General features: G+C 72.7%; 16 protein-coding genes. 13 read left to right on the top strand and 3 right to left on the bottom strand.

Features of this window, described 5'->3' with window-relative positions:
* Window positions 1-18 precede the first annotated feature (18 nt).
* The 4 genes from ACZ7CH_RS34600 to ACZ7CH_RS34585 are packed head-to-tail and all read left to right on the top strand — an operon-like array spanning window position 19 to window position 3,640.
* Window positions 19-1,164, top strand: coding sequence for an acyl-CoA dehydrogenase family protein (locus ACZ7CH_RS34600; RefSeq protein ID WP_360399093.1), 1,146 nt, complete (start codon window positions 19-21; stop codon window positions 1,162-1,164).
* A gap of 9 nt (window positions 1,165-1,173) precedes the next feature.
* Window positions 1,174-2,343, top strand: a complete 1,170-nt coding sequence (locus ACZ7CH_RS34595) for an acyl-CoA dehydrogenase family protein (RefSeq protein ID WP_360399096.1) — start codon at window positions 1,174-1,176, stop codon at window positions 2,341-2,343.
* Window positions 2,343-3,068 carry a MaoC/PaaZ C-terminal domain-containing protein gene (locus tag ACZ7CH_RS34590; RefSeq protein ID WP_360399099.1) on the top strand — a complete coding sequence of 242 codons (726 nt, stop codon included), beginning with the start codon at window positions 2,343-2,345 and terminating at the stop codon, window positions 3,066-3,068. Before ACZ7CH_RS34595 ends, ACZ7CH_RS34590 begins: the two co-directional genes overlap by 1 nt.
* Window positions 3,069-3,079: 11 nt before the next feature.
* Window positions 3,080-3,640 (top strand): response regulator transcription factor, encoded by a 561-nt coding sequence (locus tag ACZ7CH_RS34585; RefSeq protein ID WP_360399102.1) that lies wholly within the window; start codon window positions 3,080-3,082, stop codon window positions 3,638-3,640.
* 3 nt (window positions 3,641-3,643) lie between these two features.
* Here the strand turns inward: ACZ7CH_RS34585 and ACZ7CH_RS34580 are convergent, their stop codons facing one another.
* Window positions 3,644-5,752 (bottom strand): helix-turn-helix transcriptional regulator, encoded by a 2,109-nt coding sequence (locus ACZ7CH_RS34580; RefSeq protein WP_470375835.1) that lies wholly within the window; start codon window positions 5,750-5,752, stop codon window positions 3,644-3,646.
* A gap of 295 nt (window positions 5,753-6,047) precedes the next feature.
* On the opposite strand from ACZ7CH_RS34580, the gene ACZ7CH_RS34575 reads away from it, so the two are divergent.
* On the top strand, window positions 6,048-6,428 hold the full coding sequence (locus ACZ7CH_RS34575) for an SsgA family sporulation/cell division regulator (RefSeq protein ID WP_360399108.1): 381 nt from the start codon (window positions 6,048-6,050) through the stop codon (window positions 6,426-6,428).
* Here ACZ7CH_RS34575 and ACZ7CH_RS34570 read toward each other — a convergent pair.
* Together ACZ7CH_RS34570 and ACZ7CH_RS34565 are read right to left on the bottom strand one after the other, a co-directional pair.
* Complete coding sequence (locus tag ACZ7CH_RS34570) at window positions 6,425-8,758, bottom strand: ATP-binding protein (protein ID WP_470375834.1); 2,334 nt, start codon at window positions 8,756-8,758, stop codon at window positions 6,425-6,427. The genes ACZ7CH_RS34575 and ACZ7CH_RS34570 overlap by 4 nt on opposite strands.
* A 41-nt stretch (window positions 8,759-8,799) precedes the next feature.
* Window positions 8,800-9,447, bottom strand: a complete 648-nt coding sequence (locus ACZ7CH_RS34565; RefSeq protein ID WP_360399114.1) for a GntR family transcriptional regulator — start codon at window positions 9,445-9,447, stop codon at window positions 8,800-8,802.
* Between the two features lie 107 nt (window positions 9,448-9,554).
* On the opposite strand from ACZ7CH_RS34565, the gene ACZ7CH_RS34560 reads away from it, so the two are divergent.
* The 8 genes from ACZ7CH_RS34560 to ACZ7CH_RS34525 all read left to right on the top strand — a co-directional run bounded on the left by ACZ7CH_RS34560 (window position 9,555) and on the right by ACZ7CH_RS34525 (window position 15,388).
* On the top strand, window positions 9,555-10,508 hold the full coding sequence (locus tag ACZ7CH_RS34560) for an asparaginase (RefSeq protein ID WP_470368854.1): 954 nt from the start codon (window positions 9,555-9,557) through the stop codon (window positions 10,506-10,508).
* 64 nt (window positions 10,509-10,572) lie between these two features.
* The gene (locus ACZ7CH_RS34555) at window positions 10,573-10,863 is read left to right on the top strand and encodes a hypothetical protein (RefSeq protein ID WP_360399120.1); all 291 of its coding nucleotides are present in this window, start codon (window positions 10,573-10,575) and stop codon (window positions 10,861-10,863) included.
* An 85-nt stretch (window positions 10,864-10,948) separates the two neighbouring features.
* Complete coding sequence (gene msrB, locus ACZ7CH_RS34550) at window positions 10,949-11,371, top strand: peptide-methionine (R)-S-oxide reductase MsrB (protein ID WP_360399123.1); 423 nt, start codon at window positions 10,949-10,951, stop codon at window positions 11,369-11,371.
* 265 nt (window positions 11,372-11,636) lie between these two features.
* The gene (locus tag ACZ7CH_RS34545) at window positions 11,637-12,521 is read left to right on the top strand and encodes a TIGR04222 domain-containing membrane protein (RefSeq protein WP_458433639.1); all 885 of its coding nucleotides are present in this window, start codon (window positions 11,637-11,639) and stop codon (window positions 12,519-12,521) included.
* Window positions 12,522-12,609: 88 nt separating this feature from the next.
* Window positions 12,610-13,416, top strand: a complete 807-nt coding sequence (locus tag ACZ7CH_RS34540; RefSeq protein ID WP_458433640.1) for a TIGR04222 domain-containing membrane protein — start codon at window positions 12,610-12,612, stop codon at window positions 13,414-13,416.
* A complete protein-coding gene (locus tag ACZ7CH_RS34535) occupies window positions 13,382-14,206 on the top strand; it encodes a TIGR04222 domain-containing membrane protein (protein ID WP_470375833.1) in 825 nt (274 codons plus the stop codon). Before ACZ7CH_RS34540 ends, ACZ7CH_RS34535 begins: the two co-directional genes overlap by 35 nt.
* On the top strand, window positions 14,206-15,024 hold the full coding sequence (locus ACZ7CH_RS34530) for an MbnB/TglH/ChrH family RiPP precursor modification enzyme (protein ID WP_470375832.1): 819 nt from the start codon (window positions 14,206-14,208) through the stop codon (window positions 15,022-15,024). The genes ACZ7CH_RS34535 and ACZ7CH_RS34530 overlap by 1 nt, the downstream gene beginning before the upstream one ends.
* Complete coding sequence (locus tag ACZ7CH_RS34525) at window positions 15,017-15,388, top strand: SCO6045 C-terminal-like domain-containing protein (RefSeq protein ID WP_470375831.1); 372 nt, start codon at window positions 15,017-15,019, stop codon at window positions 15,386-15,388. The genes ACZ7CH_RS34530 and ACZ7CH_RS34525 overlap by 8 nt, the downstream gene beginning before the upstream one ends.
* Window positions 15,389-15,407: the final 19 nt, after the last annotated feature.

The following is a 15,407-nucleotide window of genomic DNA, read 5'->3' as shown; positions in this document are numbered from 1 at the left end:
GGTTTATCGGGAGGGCCTGTGGACTTGACGCTTTCTGACGAACACCGGCAGCTCAGGGAGCTGGCCCGGCGGTTCACGGACGAGCGCATCGTCCCGCACGCGACCCGGTGGGACCGCGAGGAGGCCATCGACCGCGCGCTCGTGCCGCAGCTCGGCGAGGTCGGCTTCCTCGGGCTGGGGATCGACGAGGCCCACGGCGGCTCCGGCGGTGACAACCTCGCGTACTGCCTGGTCCTGGAGGAGGTCGCCCGGGGTGACAGCGCGGTGCGCGGGATCATCTCCGTGTCACTCGGGCTGGTCGCGAAGTCGATCGCGCGGCACGGCACCGAGGAGCAGAAGCAGCGTTGGCTGCCCGGTCTGACCAGCGGCGAGCTGGTCGGCTGCTTCGCGCTCACCGAACCCGGCACCGGCAGCGACGCGGGCAGCCTCGCCACCAGGGCCACCAGGTCCGGTGACGGCTGGGTGCTCGACGGCAGCAAGGTCTTCATCACCAACGGCACGTGGGCCGACGTCGCCCTGGTGTTCGCCCGCACCGGCGGACCGGGGCCGAAGGGCGTCAGCGCGTTCCTCGTCCCCACCGCGACCGAGGGGTTCACCGCCACCGAGGTCAAGGGCAAGCTCGGCATGCGCGGCCAGGCCACCGCCGAGATCACCCTGCAGGGGGTGCACGTCGGCGCGGACGCCCTGCTCAGCGAGGAGGGCTTCAAGCTCGCGATGGGCGCGCTCGACAAGGGCCGCATGTCCGTCGCGGCGGGCTGCGTCGGTGCCGCCCAGGGTGCGCTCGACGCCGCTCTCCGCTACGCCGGGGAACGCGAGCAGTTCGGCAAGCCCATCGCGGGCTTCCAGCTCGTGCAGGAGCTGCTCGCCGACATGGCCGTGGAGACCGAGGCCGCCCGGCTGCTCACCTGGCGGGCCGCCGACCTCGCCGACCGGGGCCTGCCCCTGAGCACGGCGGCGTCCATGGCCAAGCTCTACGCCAGCGAGGCCGCGGTCAAGGTCGCGAACAACGCGATCCAGGTGTTCGGCGGCTACGGCTACATCGACGAGTACCCGGTGGGCAAGTTCCTGCGCGACGCCCGCGTCACCACCCTCTACGAGGGCACCAGCCAGATCCAGAAACTGCTCATCGGCCGGGCGCTGACCGGCATCAACGCGTTCGTCTAAGGGAGAGAAATGGACTTCACGCTCGACGCCGAGCAGAAGGAGATCCGCGACTGGGTGCGGACCTTCGTGCGCAAGGAGATCGTCCCGCTGGAGCCGGAGGTGCTGCGCCGGGAGCGCGCCGGGCAGCCCGGCCTGCCCAAGGACGAGCTGAAGGCGTTGCAGGACAAGGCGAAGGCGGCGGGCTTCTTCGGCGTGCTGACGCCGCAGGAGTACGGCGGCATGGGCCTGGGCGCGCTGATGACCGCGCTCGTCGAGGCCGAGCTAGGCCGCAGCTTCGTGCCGTTCCGCTTCGGCGGCTACGCGGACAACATCCTGTTCCACGGCAACGAGGAGCAGAAGCAGCGCTACCTGCTGCCGACGATCTCCGGCGAGCGCGTCTCGTGCTTCGCGATCACCGAGCCCGGTGCCGGCAGCGACGCCAAGGCCATCCGCACCTCCGCCGTCCGCGACGGCGACGAGTGGGTCATCAACGGTGAGAAGACCTTCATCACGCAGGGCAACGAGGCCGACTTCGTGATGGTGTTCGCCGTGACGGACAGGGAGAAGGGCGCCGACGGCGGCGTCACCTGCTTCCTCGTCGACCGCGACATGGGCTGGAAGTCAGAGCCCATCCCGACCATGGGCCAGTGGGGCCCGGCCGCGCTGGTGTTCGACAACGTGCGCGTGCCGCACGAGAACATCCTCGGCGAGGAGGGCAAGGGCTTCCACCTCGCCATGCAGTGGATCGGCCAGGGCCGCTACCTGCTGCCCGCCCGCGCGCTGGGCAGCGTCGAGCGGCTGGTCGAGATGGCGGTGGAGCAGGCGAAGAACCGCGTCACGTTCGGCCAGCCGATCGCCGAGTACCAGGCCATCCAGTGGATGATCGCGGACTCCGCGGTCGAGATCGAGGCGCTGCGCTGGCTCGTGCTGCACGCGGCGTGGCTCGTGGACCAGAAGCAGGACTCGCGGCAGGCGCAGTCCATCGCGAAGCTCTACGGCGGCATCAAGGCCAACGAGATCGTCGACCGCGTGCTGCAGATCCACGGCGGCATGGGCTACACCCGCGAGCTGCCGATCGAGCGCTGGTACCGCGAGCTGCGGCTGCTGCGCATCTACGAGGGCACCGACGAGATCCAGCGCCGCACGATCGCCCGCAACCTGCTCAAGGGCCACGCGAACGTCCGCGGCACCCTCGGGTAATGCTCGACCACGGCATTCTCGGTGTCGTCGAACGACAGGTCCGCACCTGGTCGTCCGGCGACGCCGAGGTGTACGCGGCCGCGGTCGGCGGGTTCTCCCCCGCGTTCGCCATCCCGCTGCTGCAGCACGGCGGCCCGCAGCTCGGCCTGACCGGCGCCGACATGACACGCGTGCTGCACGCCGAGCAGTCGCTGTGGCTGCACGGGCCGTTGCCGCGCGAGGGTTCGACGGTCGTCACGAAGACCGTCACGGACATCCTCGACAAGGGCTCCGGCGCGCTCGTGGTGAGCACCTGGGAGTCGGAGTACGCGTCCACCCGCTCGTCGTGCTTCGTCAAGGGTGAGGGCGGCTTCGGCGGTGCGCGGGGCACGACCCGCGAGTTCGCGGTGCCGGCCGCCGAACCGGAGGTGACCGTCGTCCGCACCACCGCCGACCAGGCGCTGCGCTACCGCGAGACCGGTGACGTCAACCCGATGCACCACGACCGGGAGTTCGCGCGGGCGGCCGGGTTCGACCGTCCTGTTCTGCACGGCCTGTGCACGCTCGGGATCACCGTGCGCGGCAGGGAGTTCACCGAGCTGCACGCGCGGTTCACCGCCCCGGTGCTGCCCGGTGACGAGCTGCGGGTCGAGCACTGGCCCACTGGCGAGTTCCGCACGTCGGTGGCCGGGCGGCAGGTGCTGATCGGTTCGGTTTTCCGAAGTGGACGCACACCGGACCGGTGAACCATCGGGGCATGAGTTCCGCCCTCGCCCTCGTGGACGCCGGGATCGAACCGGTCCGCGTCGCCGTCGACTCCCGTGACCTGATCAGCGCCGCAGGGGTGGCGCACCTGCTGAAGAGCTCCCCTCGGGTGCGGGTGGTGTCCGACCGCGCCGACGCGCACGTGCTGCTGGCCGTGGTGAACGAGCTGTGCGCGCAACAGGCCGCACGGCTCAAGGCCATCGCGGCACCCCGTGTCGTCGTCATCGCCGCACGGCTGCACGACCTCACGCCGTCGATCGCCGCGCAGGCCGGGCTCCCGGTGCCGGTGCGCCGCGCCGACGTCACCACCGAACGGCTGGAGAAGCTGCTGCTCGGCGGGCAGCCCGTCACCGGGGCCGGGTCGGTGCTGAGCGACCGCGACGTGCAGCTGCTGCGGCTGCTCGCCGAGGGCGCCACCGTCGCGGAGGTCGCGCAGCGGCTGTTCTGCTCGGAGCGGACCGTGAAGTACGCGCTGCACCAGGTGCTGGAGCGGTTCGGGCTGCGCAACCGGGTGCACGCGGTGGCGTGGGCGATCCGCTCCGGCCTGCTGTGAGGTTCAGTCGCCGAACACCGCGGAGAGCTGCACCCGCCGGCTGATGCCGGTCTTGCGGTAGACGCGGGTGAGGTGCAGCTCGACCGCCCGTTGCGTGACGCCGAACCGGGTGGCGATGGCCCGGTTCGTCTCGCCGTCGAGCGCCAGCCGGACGATGCGCGACTCGTGCGGCGTCAACCGGCCCCACGCCGCCCCGATCCGCCGGACCGGTTCCCGCGCGGTGGCCCTCGCGCCGAGCCGTGCCTTCGCCGCTGCCGCAACCAGCCGCCACGGCGCGATCGCCGGGTTGTCCGCGCGCCACAGCGCGAGCCGCTCGCCGCACTCGGTCGCGTCGGCCAGCGCCGCCCGCGGTGAGCCCAGCTCCAGGTGCATGCGGCCGCGGTGGTGCAGCAGCGTCGTGCACACCCACGCCGGCGGCAGCGTGCCCGCGTAACCCAGGCGCCCCAGCAGTTCCGCAGCCTCGTCCGGCACGCCACCGTCCACAGCGGACGCCACGAACGCCGCCGCTCCCAGCGCCGCGCAGCCCCGCGCGGGTGAGGTCCGCGCCGTCAGCTCCCGCACCAGCCGGGACACCGCGGCGTGGTCGCCGTTCGCCCGGTGCGCCCACGCCTCCAGCGCCACCAGCCAGTCGTCCTCGGCACCGACCAGCCGCGCCCGCAGCCGCGGTACGAGCTCCAGCAGCACGGCCGCGTAGTCGGACGTGCTGTGCAGCAACGCGAGCCCGGCGAACACCAGGTCCGGCACCGCGTCGCCGGCACCGTCCGCGACCGCGCCCAGCACCTGCTCGGCGAGCTCGGCGCAGTCCCCGCGCAGGCTGAGCCAGAACGCCCGCAACGCCGGCCCGCCGCTCCGGTCGGCCGCACCGGCGTGCGCCGCGCTGACGGCGCTCGCGACCGGTCCGAGCTCCAGCCCGAGCAGCTCCTCGTCGCACTGCCAGTCGAGCACCACGGCACCGAGCCGGTCCCCGCCCGCGAGCCGGCCGAGCTCACCGGCGCGGGGCGCGACGCCGCAGCGCAGGTGCAGCTCCGCCAGGCCGTCCGCCACCTCGGCCGCGACCCGGTCGTCCATCGGCTCGCGCACCGCCGCGCGCAGGCACCGCGCCGCGTCCCCGGCCCGTCCCGCCGCCCGGTGCAGCCGGGCCGCCGCCGACAGCACCGGTGCCACCCACGGCTGCGCGACGGGTTCCGCGCACGCCACGACGTGCCCGGCCACAGCGGTCGCGGTGTCACGGCGCCGGTGCAGGACGCGGGCCGCGGTGCGGTGCAGCCGTTCGCGGTCCCGTGGCGCCATCTCGTGCCGGACCGCGTGCCCCAGGGCGGGCGAGCAGACCCGCATCGGCCCGTCGGCGGCGACCCGTGCGTCCACCAGCCGTTCGAACGCCGCCAGGGCCTCCAGCGACGGCGTACCGGCCACCTCGCACAGCACGTCCAGCGACGTCTCCCCGAGCACGGCGAGCGCGCGGCCGACGGCCACCGCCCCGGCGTCGAGGGAGTCCCAGCGCCGCCGCACGGCGCGCAGCAACCGCGGCAGCCGCAGCGACGGCAGCGTGTCGCGCAGGCACGCCGCCGTGAAACCTCCCTCAGCCACCAGGTCCAGCGCGTCGCTCAGCACGCCGGCCGCACCGCCGCTGAAGCGCAGGAACAGCCGGGTCACCTCCGGCGGCACCTCGGCACCTGCCCGGCGGCGCACCAGCTCGGCCACCGCCTCGGCACCGACCGGCCGCACCGCCACCCGTTCCGCGTCCGGCAGCAGGACCGGCACCGCGTCCGGGTCGAGGTCGCCGGCCACCAGCACCGGTCCGCGGAACCGCGCGAGCCGCTGGAGCTGCTCCGCGGGCAGCTGGTCGGCGTCGTCGACCACCAGCACAGCGCGCCGGTCGGCACCGGGCCACGCCCGCACCGGTGTCAGCCCGCTGCGCACCGCGATCGACGACGCGACGGCCAGCAGCGCGCTCTTGCCCGTGCCGACGGCGCCGTGCACCACGCACGACCGCCCGGCACCGAGCGCCTCGGCCAGCGCGGCGACCTCCCGTTCGCGGCCGACGAGCCGGCCGGCCACTTGACCCGGCACCGCACCGGCCGGTCGCGGGCGGCGGGCAGAAGGGGCACTCATGTCACCCGTCCTTTCTGGGACGGATTCCAGGAAATCGCCTCGTCAGCGGAAGGACCATGCAGAACGACCGGCAGAAGTCCCGCCGCCGCGCACCGGCTGGGACGAGGGCCACAGCGCCGCCGTCGCACGTCGGAAAGCCGCTCGGACCGTCCGATCAGGCAAATCTCATCAGATTGGCGCCGCGCGCTCGTTTCAGGGCCGGTGGAAACAGGAAACCAGTCCACGTACTCGTGAACCATTTCAGTGCCGGCCACGTGAACCCAGGTGAACCACCGGCGAACATTCGGGAGCTTCCATGCGGGTCGCGTCACGCACCGTCTTCGACTTCGTCCGTGCCGACGGCGCGACCGCACCCGTGGACACCGAGCTGGTCTACACCGGCGAGGACCCGTTCGCCGTCTCGATGCACTTCCACGCGGGCGACGCGGCGGCGACCTGGATCATGGGCCGCGACCTGCTGCGGGACGGCCTGTCGCGGCCGTCGGGCAAGGGTGACGTGCGGGTGCGCCCGAGTGGCAGAGCGGTGGTGCTGGAGCTCGTCTCCTCCCGGCACACCACGGTGCTGCGGGTGCCCCTGGCGACCCTGCGCGAGTTCCTCGACGCCGCCTACTGCCTGGTCCCGGCGGGCTCGGAGCGGTTCGACGCGGACGCGTTCCTCAGCACGGTCCTCCGCTAAGCCGTCAGCGCGATGCCGAGCGCTTCCGCCACGTCGTGCTGGAGCTTCGTCATGCCAGGCGACTCGTAGCCCTCGCTCTCAGCCAACGCGCGCACGCGGTGCCGTGTGGCAGCGTCGTGGTCTCCCATCCGATCGCACGTCTGCGCGAGCTCGATCAGCACGGACACCCTGGCCTCCGGGTCACCCATGCCCTCGGCCGCGCGGGCGAACTGTTCACGCGCCTCCCCGCACCGGCCGGCGGCGCTGAGCGCACAGCCCCGGCTGTGCCGCACCATCGCGCGCAGACCGCCGAACTCGCCGATCAACGCGTCCGCCTCGGCCACGACCGTCAGCGCCCGCTCCGGGTCCCCCGCGGCGGTGAGGCTGTCGGCGAGCCGCAGCAGCAGCTGCGCCGTGTTCTCCTTCGCCACACCGCGCTGGGTGCCGCGCACGGCCCGTTCCTCCGCGATGGCCGCGAGGTGGGTTTCCACGGCGTCGGCGACGCGCCCGGTGCGTTGCAGCACCACGCCGGTGAACGACAGCGCGAACACCACCGCCATCGGCAGCCCGGCCCGGCGGAACAGCTCGGCGGCGCGCCGGCCGTGCGTGACCGCCGTCGCCTGGTCGCCCCTGCGGGTCTCGATGCCCGCGCGGTAGTAGTGCGCCCACGCCGTCTCCAGCACCGAACCGCACTCCTGCGCCACCCGCAGCGCCGCCTCGTGGGCCTCCAGGGCAGCGGGCAGGCGGACAGCACGGGCGAAGTACACCCACGACACGAAGTTGAGCTGTTTCGCTTCGTCTTCCTTGCGGCCGAGTGCGCGCGCTGCGTCGACACCGGCCGTGTAGACCTCCAGCCACAGATCGCTCTGGCCACGGTGGTCGGAGTACCAGTGCATCGCGTTCGCCAGTGCCAGCACGGCTTTGTGGTCACCCGCGCGCACGGCCTCCCTCAGCGCACCACGCCAGTTCGCCACCTCCGCGAGCAACCAGCGGTCCGCGCACTCCAGGTCCGCCGCGCCCTGCTCGTCCGGGTGGAACAACGCCGCCGTGGCCGTCGCGGTGGTCATCAGCCAGTTCCGCGTCCGCAGGCGGTGCTCGTCGATGCCGGGTTCTTCGCCGTGCAGGCGTTCGCGCGCGTAGTCCCGGATCAGGTCGTGGAACGTGTACCGGCCGGGGAGGTCACCGGGACGCACGAGACTCGCGTCGACCAGCTCCTCCAGCAGCGCCTCCGCGTCGTCGGGCGGGACCCCGGCGGCGACGGCGGCGAGCTCGACCGAGGTGTCGTGGCCGGGCACCAGCGCGAGCCTGCGGAACACCGCGGCGGTCCCCGGTGCGAGCAGCCGGTAGGACAGCTCGAACGCGGTCCGCACCTGGACGTCGCCGGTGGCGAGCACGTCGAGGCGCGCACGTTCGTCGGAGAGCTGCTCGGCGAGCCGGCGCAGCGACCGCGGCCCGGTGAGCCGGTGGCCCGCGATCGCGAGCGCCAGCGGGATGCCGCCGCACAGCCCCGCGACCGCACCCGCGGCCTCCCGGTCGGCCGCCACGCGGTCACCGGCCACCGCTGCGAGCAGCGCGACGGCGTCGTCGCGGCCGAGCGGACCGAGCTCGACGCGGTGCCGGGCGACGAGGCCCGCCAGGACGTTGCGGCTGGTCACGAGCACGAGCGAGCCGGGTGCGGCGGTGAGCAGCGGGCGGACCTGGGCTTCGTCGGCGGCGTTGTCGAGCACCAGCAGCACCGCGCGGTCGCGCATCATCGAGCGGTGGAGCCGGTCGCGGTCGGCCGGGTCGGACGGCATCCGGGCGTCGGGCACGCCGAACGCGGTGAGCAGCCGGGTGACCGCCCGGTCGGCCGGCAGCGGTTCGGCGTCCACGCCGCGCAGGTCCAGGTACAGGCAGCCGTCGGCGAACGACCCGGCGAACCGGTGCGCGGCGTCCACGGCGAGCGCGGTCTTGCCCACGCCGGGCGGCCCGTGCACGACGACGACGTCGAGCACCTGCGCCGTACCGGCCGCCCGCACGCGGTCCGCGAGCTCGCGCCGCGCCGACTCGCGGCCGGTGAGCTCCGTGGCGGGCGGCGGTGCGCAGGCGGTCCGGTCAGCGTGGTCGGGCCGCGGCTGCCCCGCCTCGCCCAAGCGGGCCAGCGTGCCGAACTCCCCCGCCTCGCCCAGGTCCAGCCCCAGGCCGGTGACGAGCAGGTCGACGGTCGTCGCCTGTGGTGTGTGGACGCGACCGCGTTCGAGGTCGCTCAACGCGCGCACGCTCAGCCCTGTGCGAGACGCGAGCTGTTCCTGCGTGAGTCCGGCCCTGCGGCGGTAGAACCGCAGGAACTCACCGAACGTCGTCCCGCGCATTCCCCCGCCTTCGCACACCCACCTCGTCCGACGGCGATTATTCAGGCCTTGAGGCTCGTCAGCATCTGCGCGCACACTCGGGACAGATGGCGGCGCATCACACCCGAAGCGCGCGCCGCGTCACCTTCCTCGACCGCGCGCACGAGCTCGTCATGGTCGTCCAGCGACGCGTGCTGGTGCGGCGGGTCGTCCTCCAGCGCGCTGCGCAGCAGCACCACCCGTTGCTGCACCAGCCACACCTGCTCGGCGATCCGCGGGCTGCGCGCGGCCTCCAGCAACGCCCGGTGGAACGCGAGGTCCAGCCGGTACGGGAACGGCTGCCCCGCCGTGTAGTCGCGCCGCGACTCGGCGCACACCTCGTGCAGCCGCACCAGGTCGACGTCGGTGCGCCGGGACGCCGCCAGCTCCGCCGCCGCGCACTCCAGCGCCGTGCGCAGCTCGAACAACGCCCGCACCTCGTCCTCGTCGGCCGCCGGCACGAACGCGCCCCGGTGCGGCACGAGCGTCAGCAGCCCCTCCGAGGCCAGGTGCCGGATCGCCTCGCGCAGCGGGCCGCGGCTGATGCCGAGCTGGTGGGCCACCTCGACCTCGTTCACCCGCGACCCGGCGGGGATGACCCCGGTCAGCACCTGCTCGCGCAGGACGTCGACCGCCTGGCCGGCCAGGCTCAGGTGCAGCGGAGGTGTCACGTTCGTCTCCTGATCTGGACGGCACCGACCGTCCGGGGGTTACATTAGGTGCGTAGTCAACTGTCGACAGTTGGCAGTTCTGTTCTTCGGTCGTGAGGGAGGGCGTCATGGGGCACGAGGTGGTCGCGGAGGTCTGGCGGGGCGACTTCCTGGAGTCGGTGCACCACGGCACCGTCGTGGCGACGGACGCGACCGGCACCCCGGTGCTCTCGGTCGGCCGGCCCGGCGACGTGGCGTTCCCCCGGTCGTCCAACAAGCCGCTGCAGGCGCTCGCGATGCTGCGCAGCGGCCTCGACCTCGACGGCGAGCTGCTCGCGCTGGCCTGCGCCTCGCACTCCGGCGAGGACTTCCACGTCGAGGGCGCCCTGCGCATCCTCGCCGGTGCCGGGCTCACCGAGGACGCCCTGCGGTGCACGCCCGACCTCCCCCTGGGCGAGGCGGCCCGCGCCCAGCACCTCGCCCGCGGCCTGGACGCGGCCCCGAAGTACATGAACTGCTCCGGCAAGCACGCCGCGATGCTCGCGACCTGCGTCGTCAACGGCTGGTCGACCGAGGACTACCTCGACCCGGCGCACCCGCTGCAGGTGGCCACCCGCGCCACCATCGAGGACGTCGCGGGCGAGCCGGTCGCCCAGGTGGGCGTCGACGGCTGCGGCGCACCGATCTTCGCGATCAGCCTGACCGCTCTCGCCAGGGCGTTCGGGCTGCTCGCCGGTGCCGAGGAGGGCACGCTGGAGCACCGGGTCGCCGCCGCCATGAACGCCTTCCCGCAGTGGGTCGGCGGCACCGGCCGCGACGTCACCGAGCTGATGGACGCGCTGCCCGGCGTGATCGCCAAGGACGGCGCCGAGGGCGTCTACGCGGTGGGCCTGCCGAGCGGTGAGGGCATCGCGCTGAAGATCGCGGACGGCTCGTCGCGCGCCCGCGCGGTGGTCGTCGTCGCCGTGCTCAAGCGCCTCGGCGTCGACGTCGGGAAGGCCGCCGGACTCGCGACCGTGCCGGTGCTCGGCCACGGCAGGGCGGTCGGCGCGGTCCGGCCCTCGCTCGCCGTCGCCAGCTGAACGGCCGCGCGGATCACCGCTTCGCACCGGTGGAACCCGGCCCTCAGCCACTAAGCTGGTGGTCATGGGCGATTCGAAGGACGAGCGCGAGCAGATCCAGGAGGAGCTGATCGGCCTCGACCCGCAGGACCCGGAGACGAAGGCGTTCGCCGCGCACCTCGACCGGATGAAGCGCGAACGCCCCGGCTACACCGTCGAGGGCTACCTGGACGGGGTGCAGGACTTCGCCGACTCCGCGAACCGCACGACCGGCCACCAGCGCCTGGTGGCCGTGTTCGTCGTGGGGCTGATCCTGCTCGGCGTGGTGCTCACGATCTGGTTCGCGCTGAGCGACATCATCGCCATCATCTTCTGAACCAGTCCTTAACGGGGTCTTACGCCTGCGCCCCTCGATGCCCCCGCCGGGAAGCCCAGCGACCGCCGCGGCGTTATAAAGGGTCATGGAACCTGTTGTCGGCACCACTCCCAAGATCGTGCGCTCCGAAGAGGAATGGCGCACCCAGCTCAACCCCGCCGAGTTCGCGGTGCTGCGGCAGGCCGGCACCGAACGGCCCTGGAGCGGCGAGTACGTCGAGACCAAGACCGAGGGCGTCTACGAGTGCCGTGCGTGCGGCGCGGAGCTGTTCCGCAGCGACACCAAGTTCGACTCGCACTGCGGCTGGCCGTCGTTCTTCTCACCGCTGGCGGGCGACTCGGTCATCCTGCGCGAGGACCGGACGCTCGGCATGAAGCGCGTGGAAGTGCTCTGCGCCACGTGCCACAGCCACCTCGGGCACGTTTTCGAAGGTGAGGGGTACCCCACACCGACGGACCAGCGCTACTGCATCAACTCCGTCTCCTTGAAACTCGTTCCGTCCGAATAGGAGACTGGGCCGGGTCCGGCGGAACGGCCGGACAGAACCTGGGAGGCGCGATGATCTTCACCGAGTTCGGCACCGACGGCGAGGGCTCCAGCGGGGTCGACGGCGGCTCCTCCAGCTGAGCCGCGTTCCCCGCCCACGGGCGGAAACCGCGACCGGGAGCGGGCAACCCTAAGGCTTCGTCAACAAGCCTTGTGAGCCTGTGGCGCGGACCACACCATGAACGTCACCCAAGCAAGGTCTTGGGGGCAGTCAGGGGGTGGGTCGCATGAGGCCTTGGGGATTGTCCGGACCGGAGTTCCTCCAGCTCTACTGGATCGGGCTGGCACTGGCCGTGCTGGTCGCGATCGTGTTCCGGGTGCGCGCACGGGCCGGTGGGAGCCAGCCCGTGCGCCTGCTCGACGTGGACGAGATCGCCTACCTGGTGGGCGGTCCGCGGCGCGTGGTCGAGACGGCCATCGCCCGCCTGCTCACCGCGGGTGAGCTCAGGGTCTCCCGCCGTGGCGCCGTTCAAGCCACCAGCTCCGCGCAGTCGCGCAACCCCGTGGACCGCGCCGTGCTCGCCGACAGCCGGCGCTACCAGAACCGCACGGTCTCCCTGCTGGTCCTGACGATGACCGGCGACCCCGCCGTCACCTCGATCGGCCGCCGCCTCGAGGACATGGGTCTCCTCATCCGCCCGGAGGCCGCGAAAAGCGCGCGGCGCAACGGATCGGTGTTGTTCTGGTTGCTGTTCGCGGTCGGCGTGGTGCGCTGGGTCAACGGCATCGCGATCGACGCACCCGTCGGCTGGCTGTCCCTGCAGCTCGTCCTCACCCTCCTGCTGCTCTTCCTCGTCACGCGGCGCGGCAAGCTCGTGCGCACGACCAAGGGGGATCGCGCTTTCGACGACGCCCGCACCGCAAGGGGTGGGGAGACCCGCCCGGACCACGAGACCTTCGTGGGCGCGGCCGCGCTGGTCGCCCTCGGGGGCCTCGCCGTCTACCCGGACCTCGCGGTGCGCAGCTCGTTGCTCGCCGCACCGGCCGGGACGTCGGCGGGCTACACCGGTGGCAGTTCGTGTTCGTCGAGCTCCTCCTCGTGTTCGGGCGGGAGCAGCTGCGGCGGTGGCGGTGGCGGGGGCGGCTGCGGCGGAGGCGGCGGCGGCTGCTGAGCCCACGGTGCCGTTCGGGTAACGAGAGGAACCGAGCAGCGGATTCCACGTCGAAGGTGCGACGGCACCAGTGGAACGGGGAGTGCTGATGGCCAAGTCTTCGACCAGGACCGACTGGTCCGCAGAGGAGATCGGGTACCTGGCAGGGGGACCGGACAGGGCGGCGCAGGCCGCACTGGCCCGGCTGATGGACGGCGGTCTGGTGCGGGTCTCCCGCGAGGGGCTCGTGACCGCCGTCCACCAGAACGGCTACGGCGCCACGACCCGGATCGAGGCCAAGGTCCTGGCCGGGGTCCAGGGTGCCGGTCAGCCGATGCGCTCGGTCGTGGCGTGGGCCGCCCGCAGCCCGGAGATGGCCTCGCTGCAGCAGAGCCTGGTCGACCGGGGTCTGCGGCGGCGCAAGGTCAGCGGGTCCACCGGCCTCCAGGTGGTCTGCATCCTGATGACCGTCCTGTTCTTCGGCATCGGGTTCGCCGAGCACGTGTTCTGGGTGTTCGCCGCGCTGACGGCGTTCCTGGCGTTCCTGGTCCGCAGGAGGGGCCCGCTGACGCCCCTGGGCAGCACCGTGCTGAAGTACGCACGGCACAACATGCTCAGCCGGCCGCACACCGTGGCGACCCGCGGTCTCACGCCGGGCAAGCGCAGCAGGCGGTCCACTTCGGACAACGGTGGCTGGCACTACACCGCCGGGTCCGGCTACGTCTACACCTGCGGCGCGGCGTCGAACTGCGCCGGGAGCGGCTGCGGTTCCGGCAGCGGCTGTTCGAGCAGCGGCTGCGGCGGTTCCAGCAGCAGCTGCGGCAGCTCCAGCAGCAGTTGCAGCAGTTCCAGCAGTAGTTGCAGCAGTTCGAGCAGCAGCTGTGGCAGTTCGAGCAGCTGCGGCTCCAGCAGCTGAGGGGGAAGACCGGATGACCACGACGACGCCCCAGGGCACCCGGCTGTCCGCGGAGGAGATCGGGTACCTGACGGCGGGACCCGGCCGGGCCGCGGAGACCGCGCTGGCCCGGCTGGTCGACACCGGCGCGGTCCGGGTGTCGCGCGACGGGCTCGTGACGGCCGTGCGCCAGGACGGCCAGGCCGCGACCACGTCGCTGGAACGGCAGGTCCTCGACCAGCTGAGCACCGCCGTGCGGTTCGAGCTGGTCGTGGAGTCCGCCGCGTTCAGCCCGGAGGCGCAGGCGCTGCACCGGTACCTGGTGGCGCGGCGGCTGATGCAGCCGTCACGCCGGCGCAGTGACGCCTGGTGGACCTACCTCGTGCTCGCCGCCGCCCTGCTCCTGCTCGGGGTCGTGTCCTCGCCGATGTTCCTCATCGGTGTGCCGGTCGCCGTTCTGCTGGTCGTCTGGGCCCGTGGCCGCGAGCCGCTCACCAAGGCGGGCCGGCAGGCCCTCCTGCACGCCACCGCGCACGACCGGGTGCACGCGGTGGCGGTGCACGGGTTCTGCGGGAAGGTCGACGGGCGCCCGGTCGCCGGGCTCTTCGGCCTGTCGCAGAGCGTGGTGCGGATGTTGCCGCGCAAGGGCCACCTGAAGAAGTCCACTCCGGACCGCGGCGGGTCGTCGTGCGGCAGCTGTGGTGCCGGGTGTGGTAGCAGTGGATGCGCTTCGAGCGGCAGCGGCTGTTCGTCGAGTGGTGGCAGCAGCTGCGGCGGTGGTGGCTGCGGCGGTGGCGGAGGAGGCGACTGATGGCGGTCATCAAGGACCTGGGCGTCGGCATCGGCTGGCGGTCGGAGATCGACCTGACCGTGGAACGGCTGCCCGGCGTGGACTTCGTGGAGGTCGTCGCCGAGAACCTGCACACCGGCCACCTGCCGGAGTCGGTGACGATCCTGCTGGAGCGCGGCATCCCGGTGCTCCCCCACGCCGTGTCGCTGTCGCTGGGCGGCGCGGAGGAGGTCGACCTCCAGCGCGTCGAGCACCTCGCGTCGGTCGCGGAGGCCGTCGGTGCTCCGCTGGTGAGCGACCACGTGTGCTTCGTGCGCGCGGGCGGGCTCGACTCGGGGCACCTGATGCCGGTGCCGCGGACCAGGGACGCGCTCGACGTGCTCGTCGCGAACGTCAAGCGCGCCCAGGAGCACCTGCCGGTGCCGCTCGCGCTGGAGAACGTCGCCGCACTGCTGGAGTGGCCGGACGGCGAGCTGACCGAAGGCCAGTTCCTGGCCGAGCTCGTCGAGCGCACCGACTGCTGGTTGCTCGTCGACGTCGCGAACCTCTACGCCAACGCCCGCAACATCGGCACGGACCCGCAGCGGTTCCTCGACGAGATCCCGCTGGAGCGCCTGGCGTACGTGCACGTGGCCGGCGGCGAGCAGCACGGCGACATCTACCACGACACGCACGCCCACGCGGTGCTGCCCGAGGTGCTCGACGTGCTCGACGAGCTGTGCTCGCGCGTCGCGCCTCCCGGTGTTCTGCTCGAACGCGACGACAACTACCCGTCGGACGCCGAAATCTCGTCCGAGCTGACCGCTATCCGCGCGGTGGTGGACAAACATCGTGACTGAGAAACACGACCACATTGACGCTTCGGCTGCACGCAAAAGGCTTGCCGCGCAGCAGGCGGAACTGTTGAATGCATTGCTCACGGGCACCCCCGCACCTGCGGGGTTCGACGAACGACGCATTGAGGTCGAACGGCGCGCGTTGCTCGCGAAACGCCGGGGCATCGTGCGGATGCTGGGCCCGGAGGTCGCACACGAGCTGGGCGACCGGTTCCGGCCGCTCTTCGACCGGTATGCGCTGGCCAACCCCCGCAAGGCGGGGTCACGGGCCCGCGAGGACGCCGCCGCGTTCGCCGACTGGCTGCGCGCCGCCGGTGAGCTGCAGGCGCCGCCCAGGTCGCGCTGGAAGTTCTGGCGGTCGCGCTGACGGGCGCGGAGAAGCCGCA

Source organism: Lentzea sp. NPDC037011, assembly GCF_055607425.1.
The sequence above is the reverse complement of the archived record's forward strand: the minus strand, read 5'-3'. Positions and strand labels throughout refer to the sequence as shown.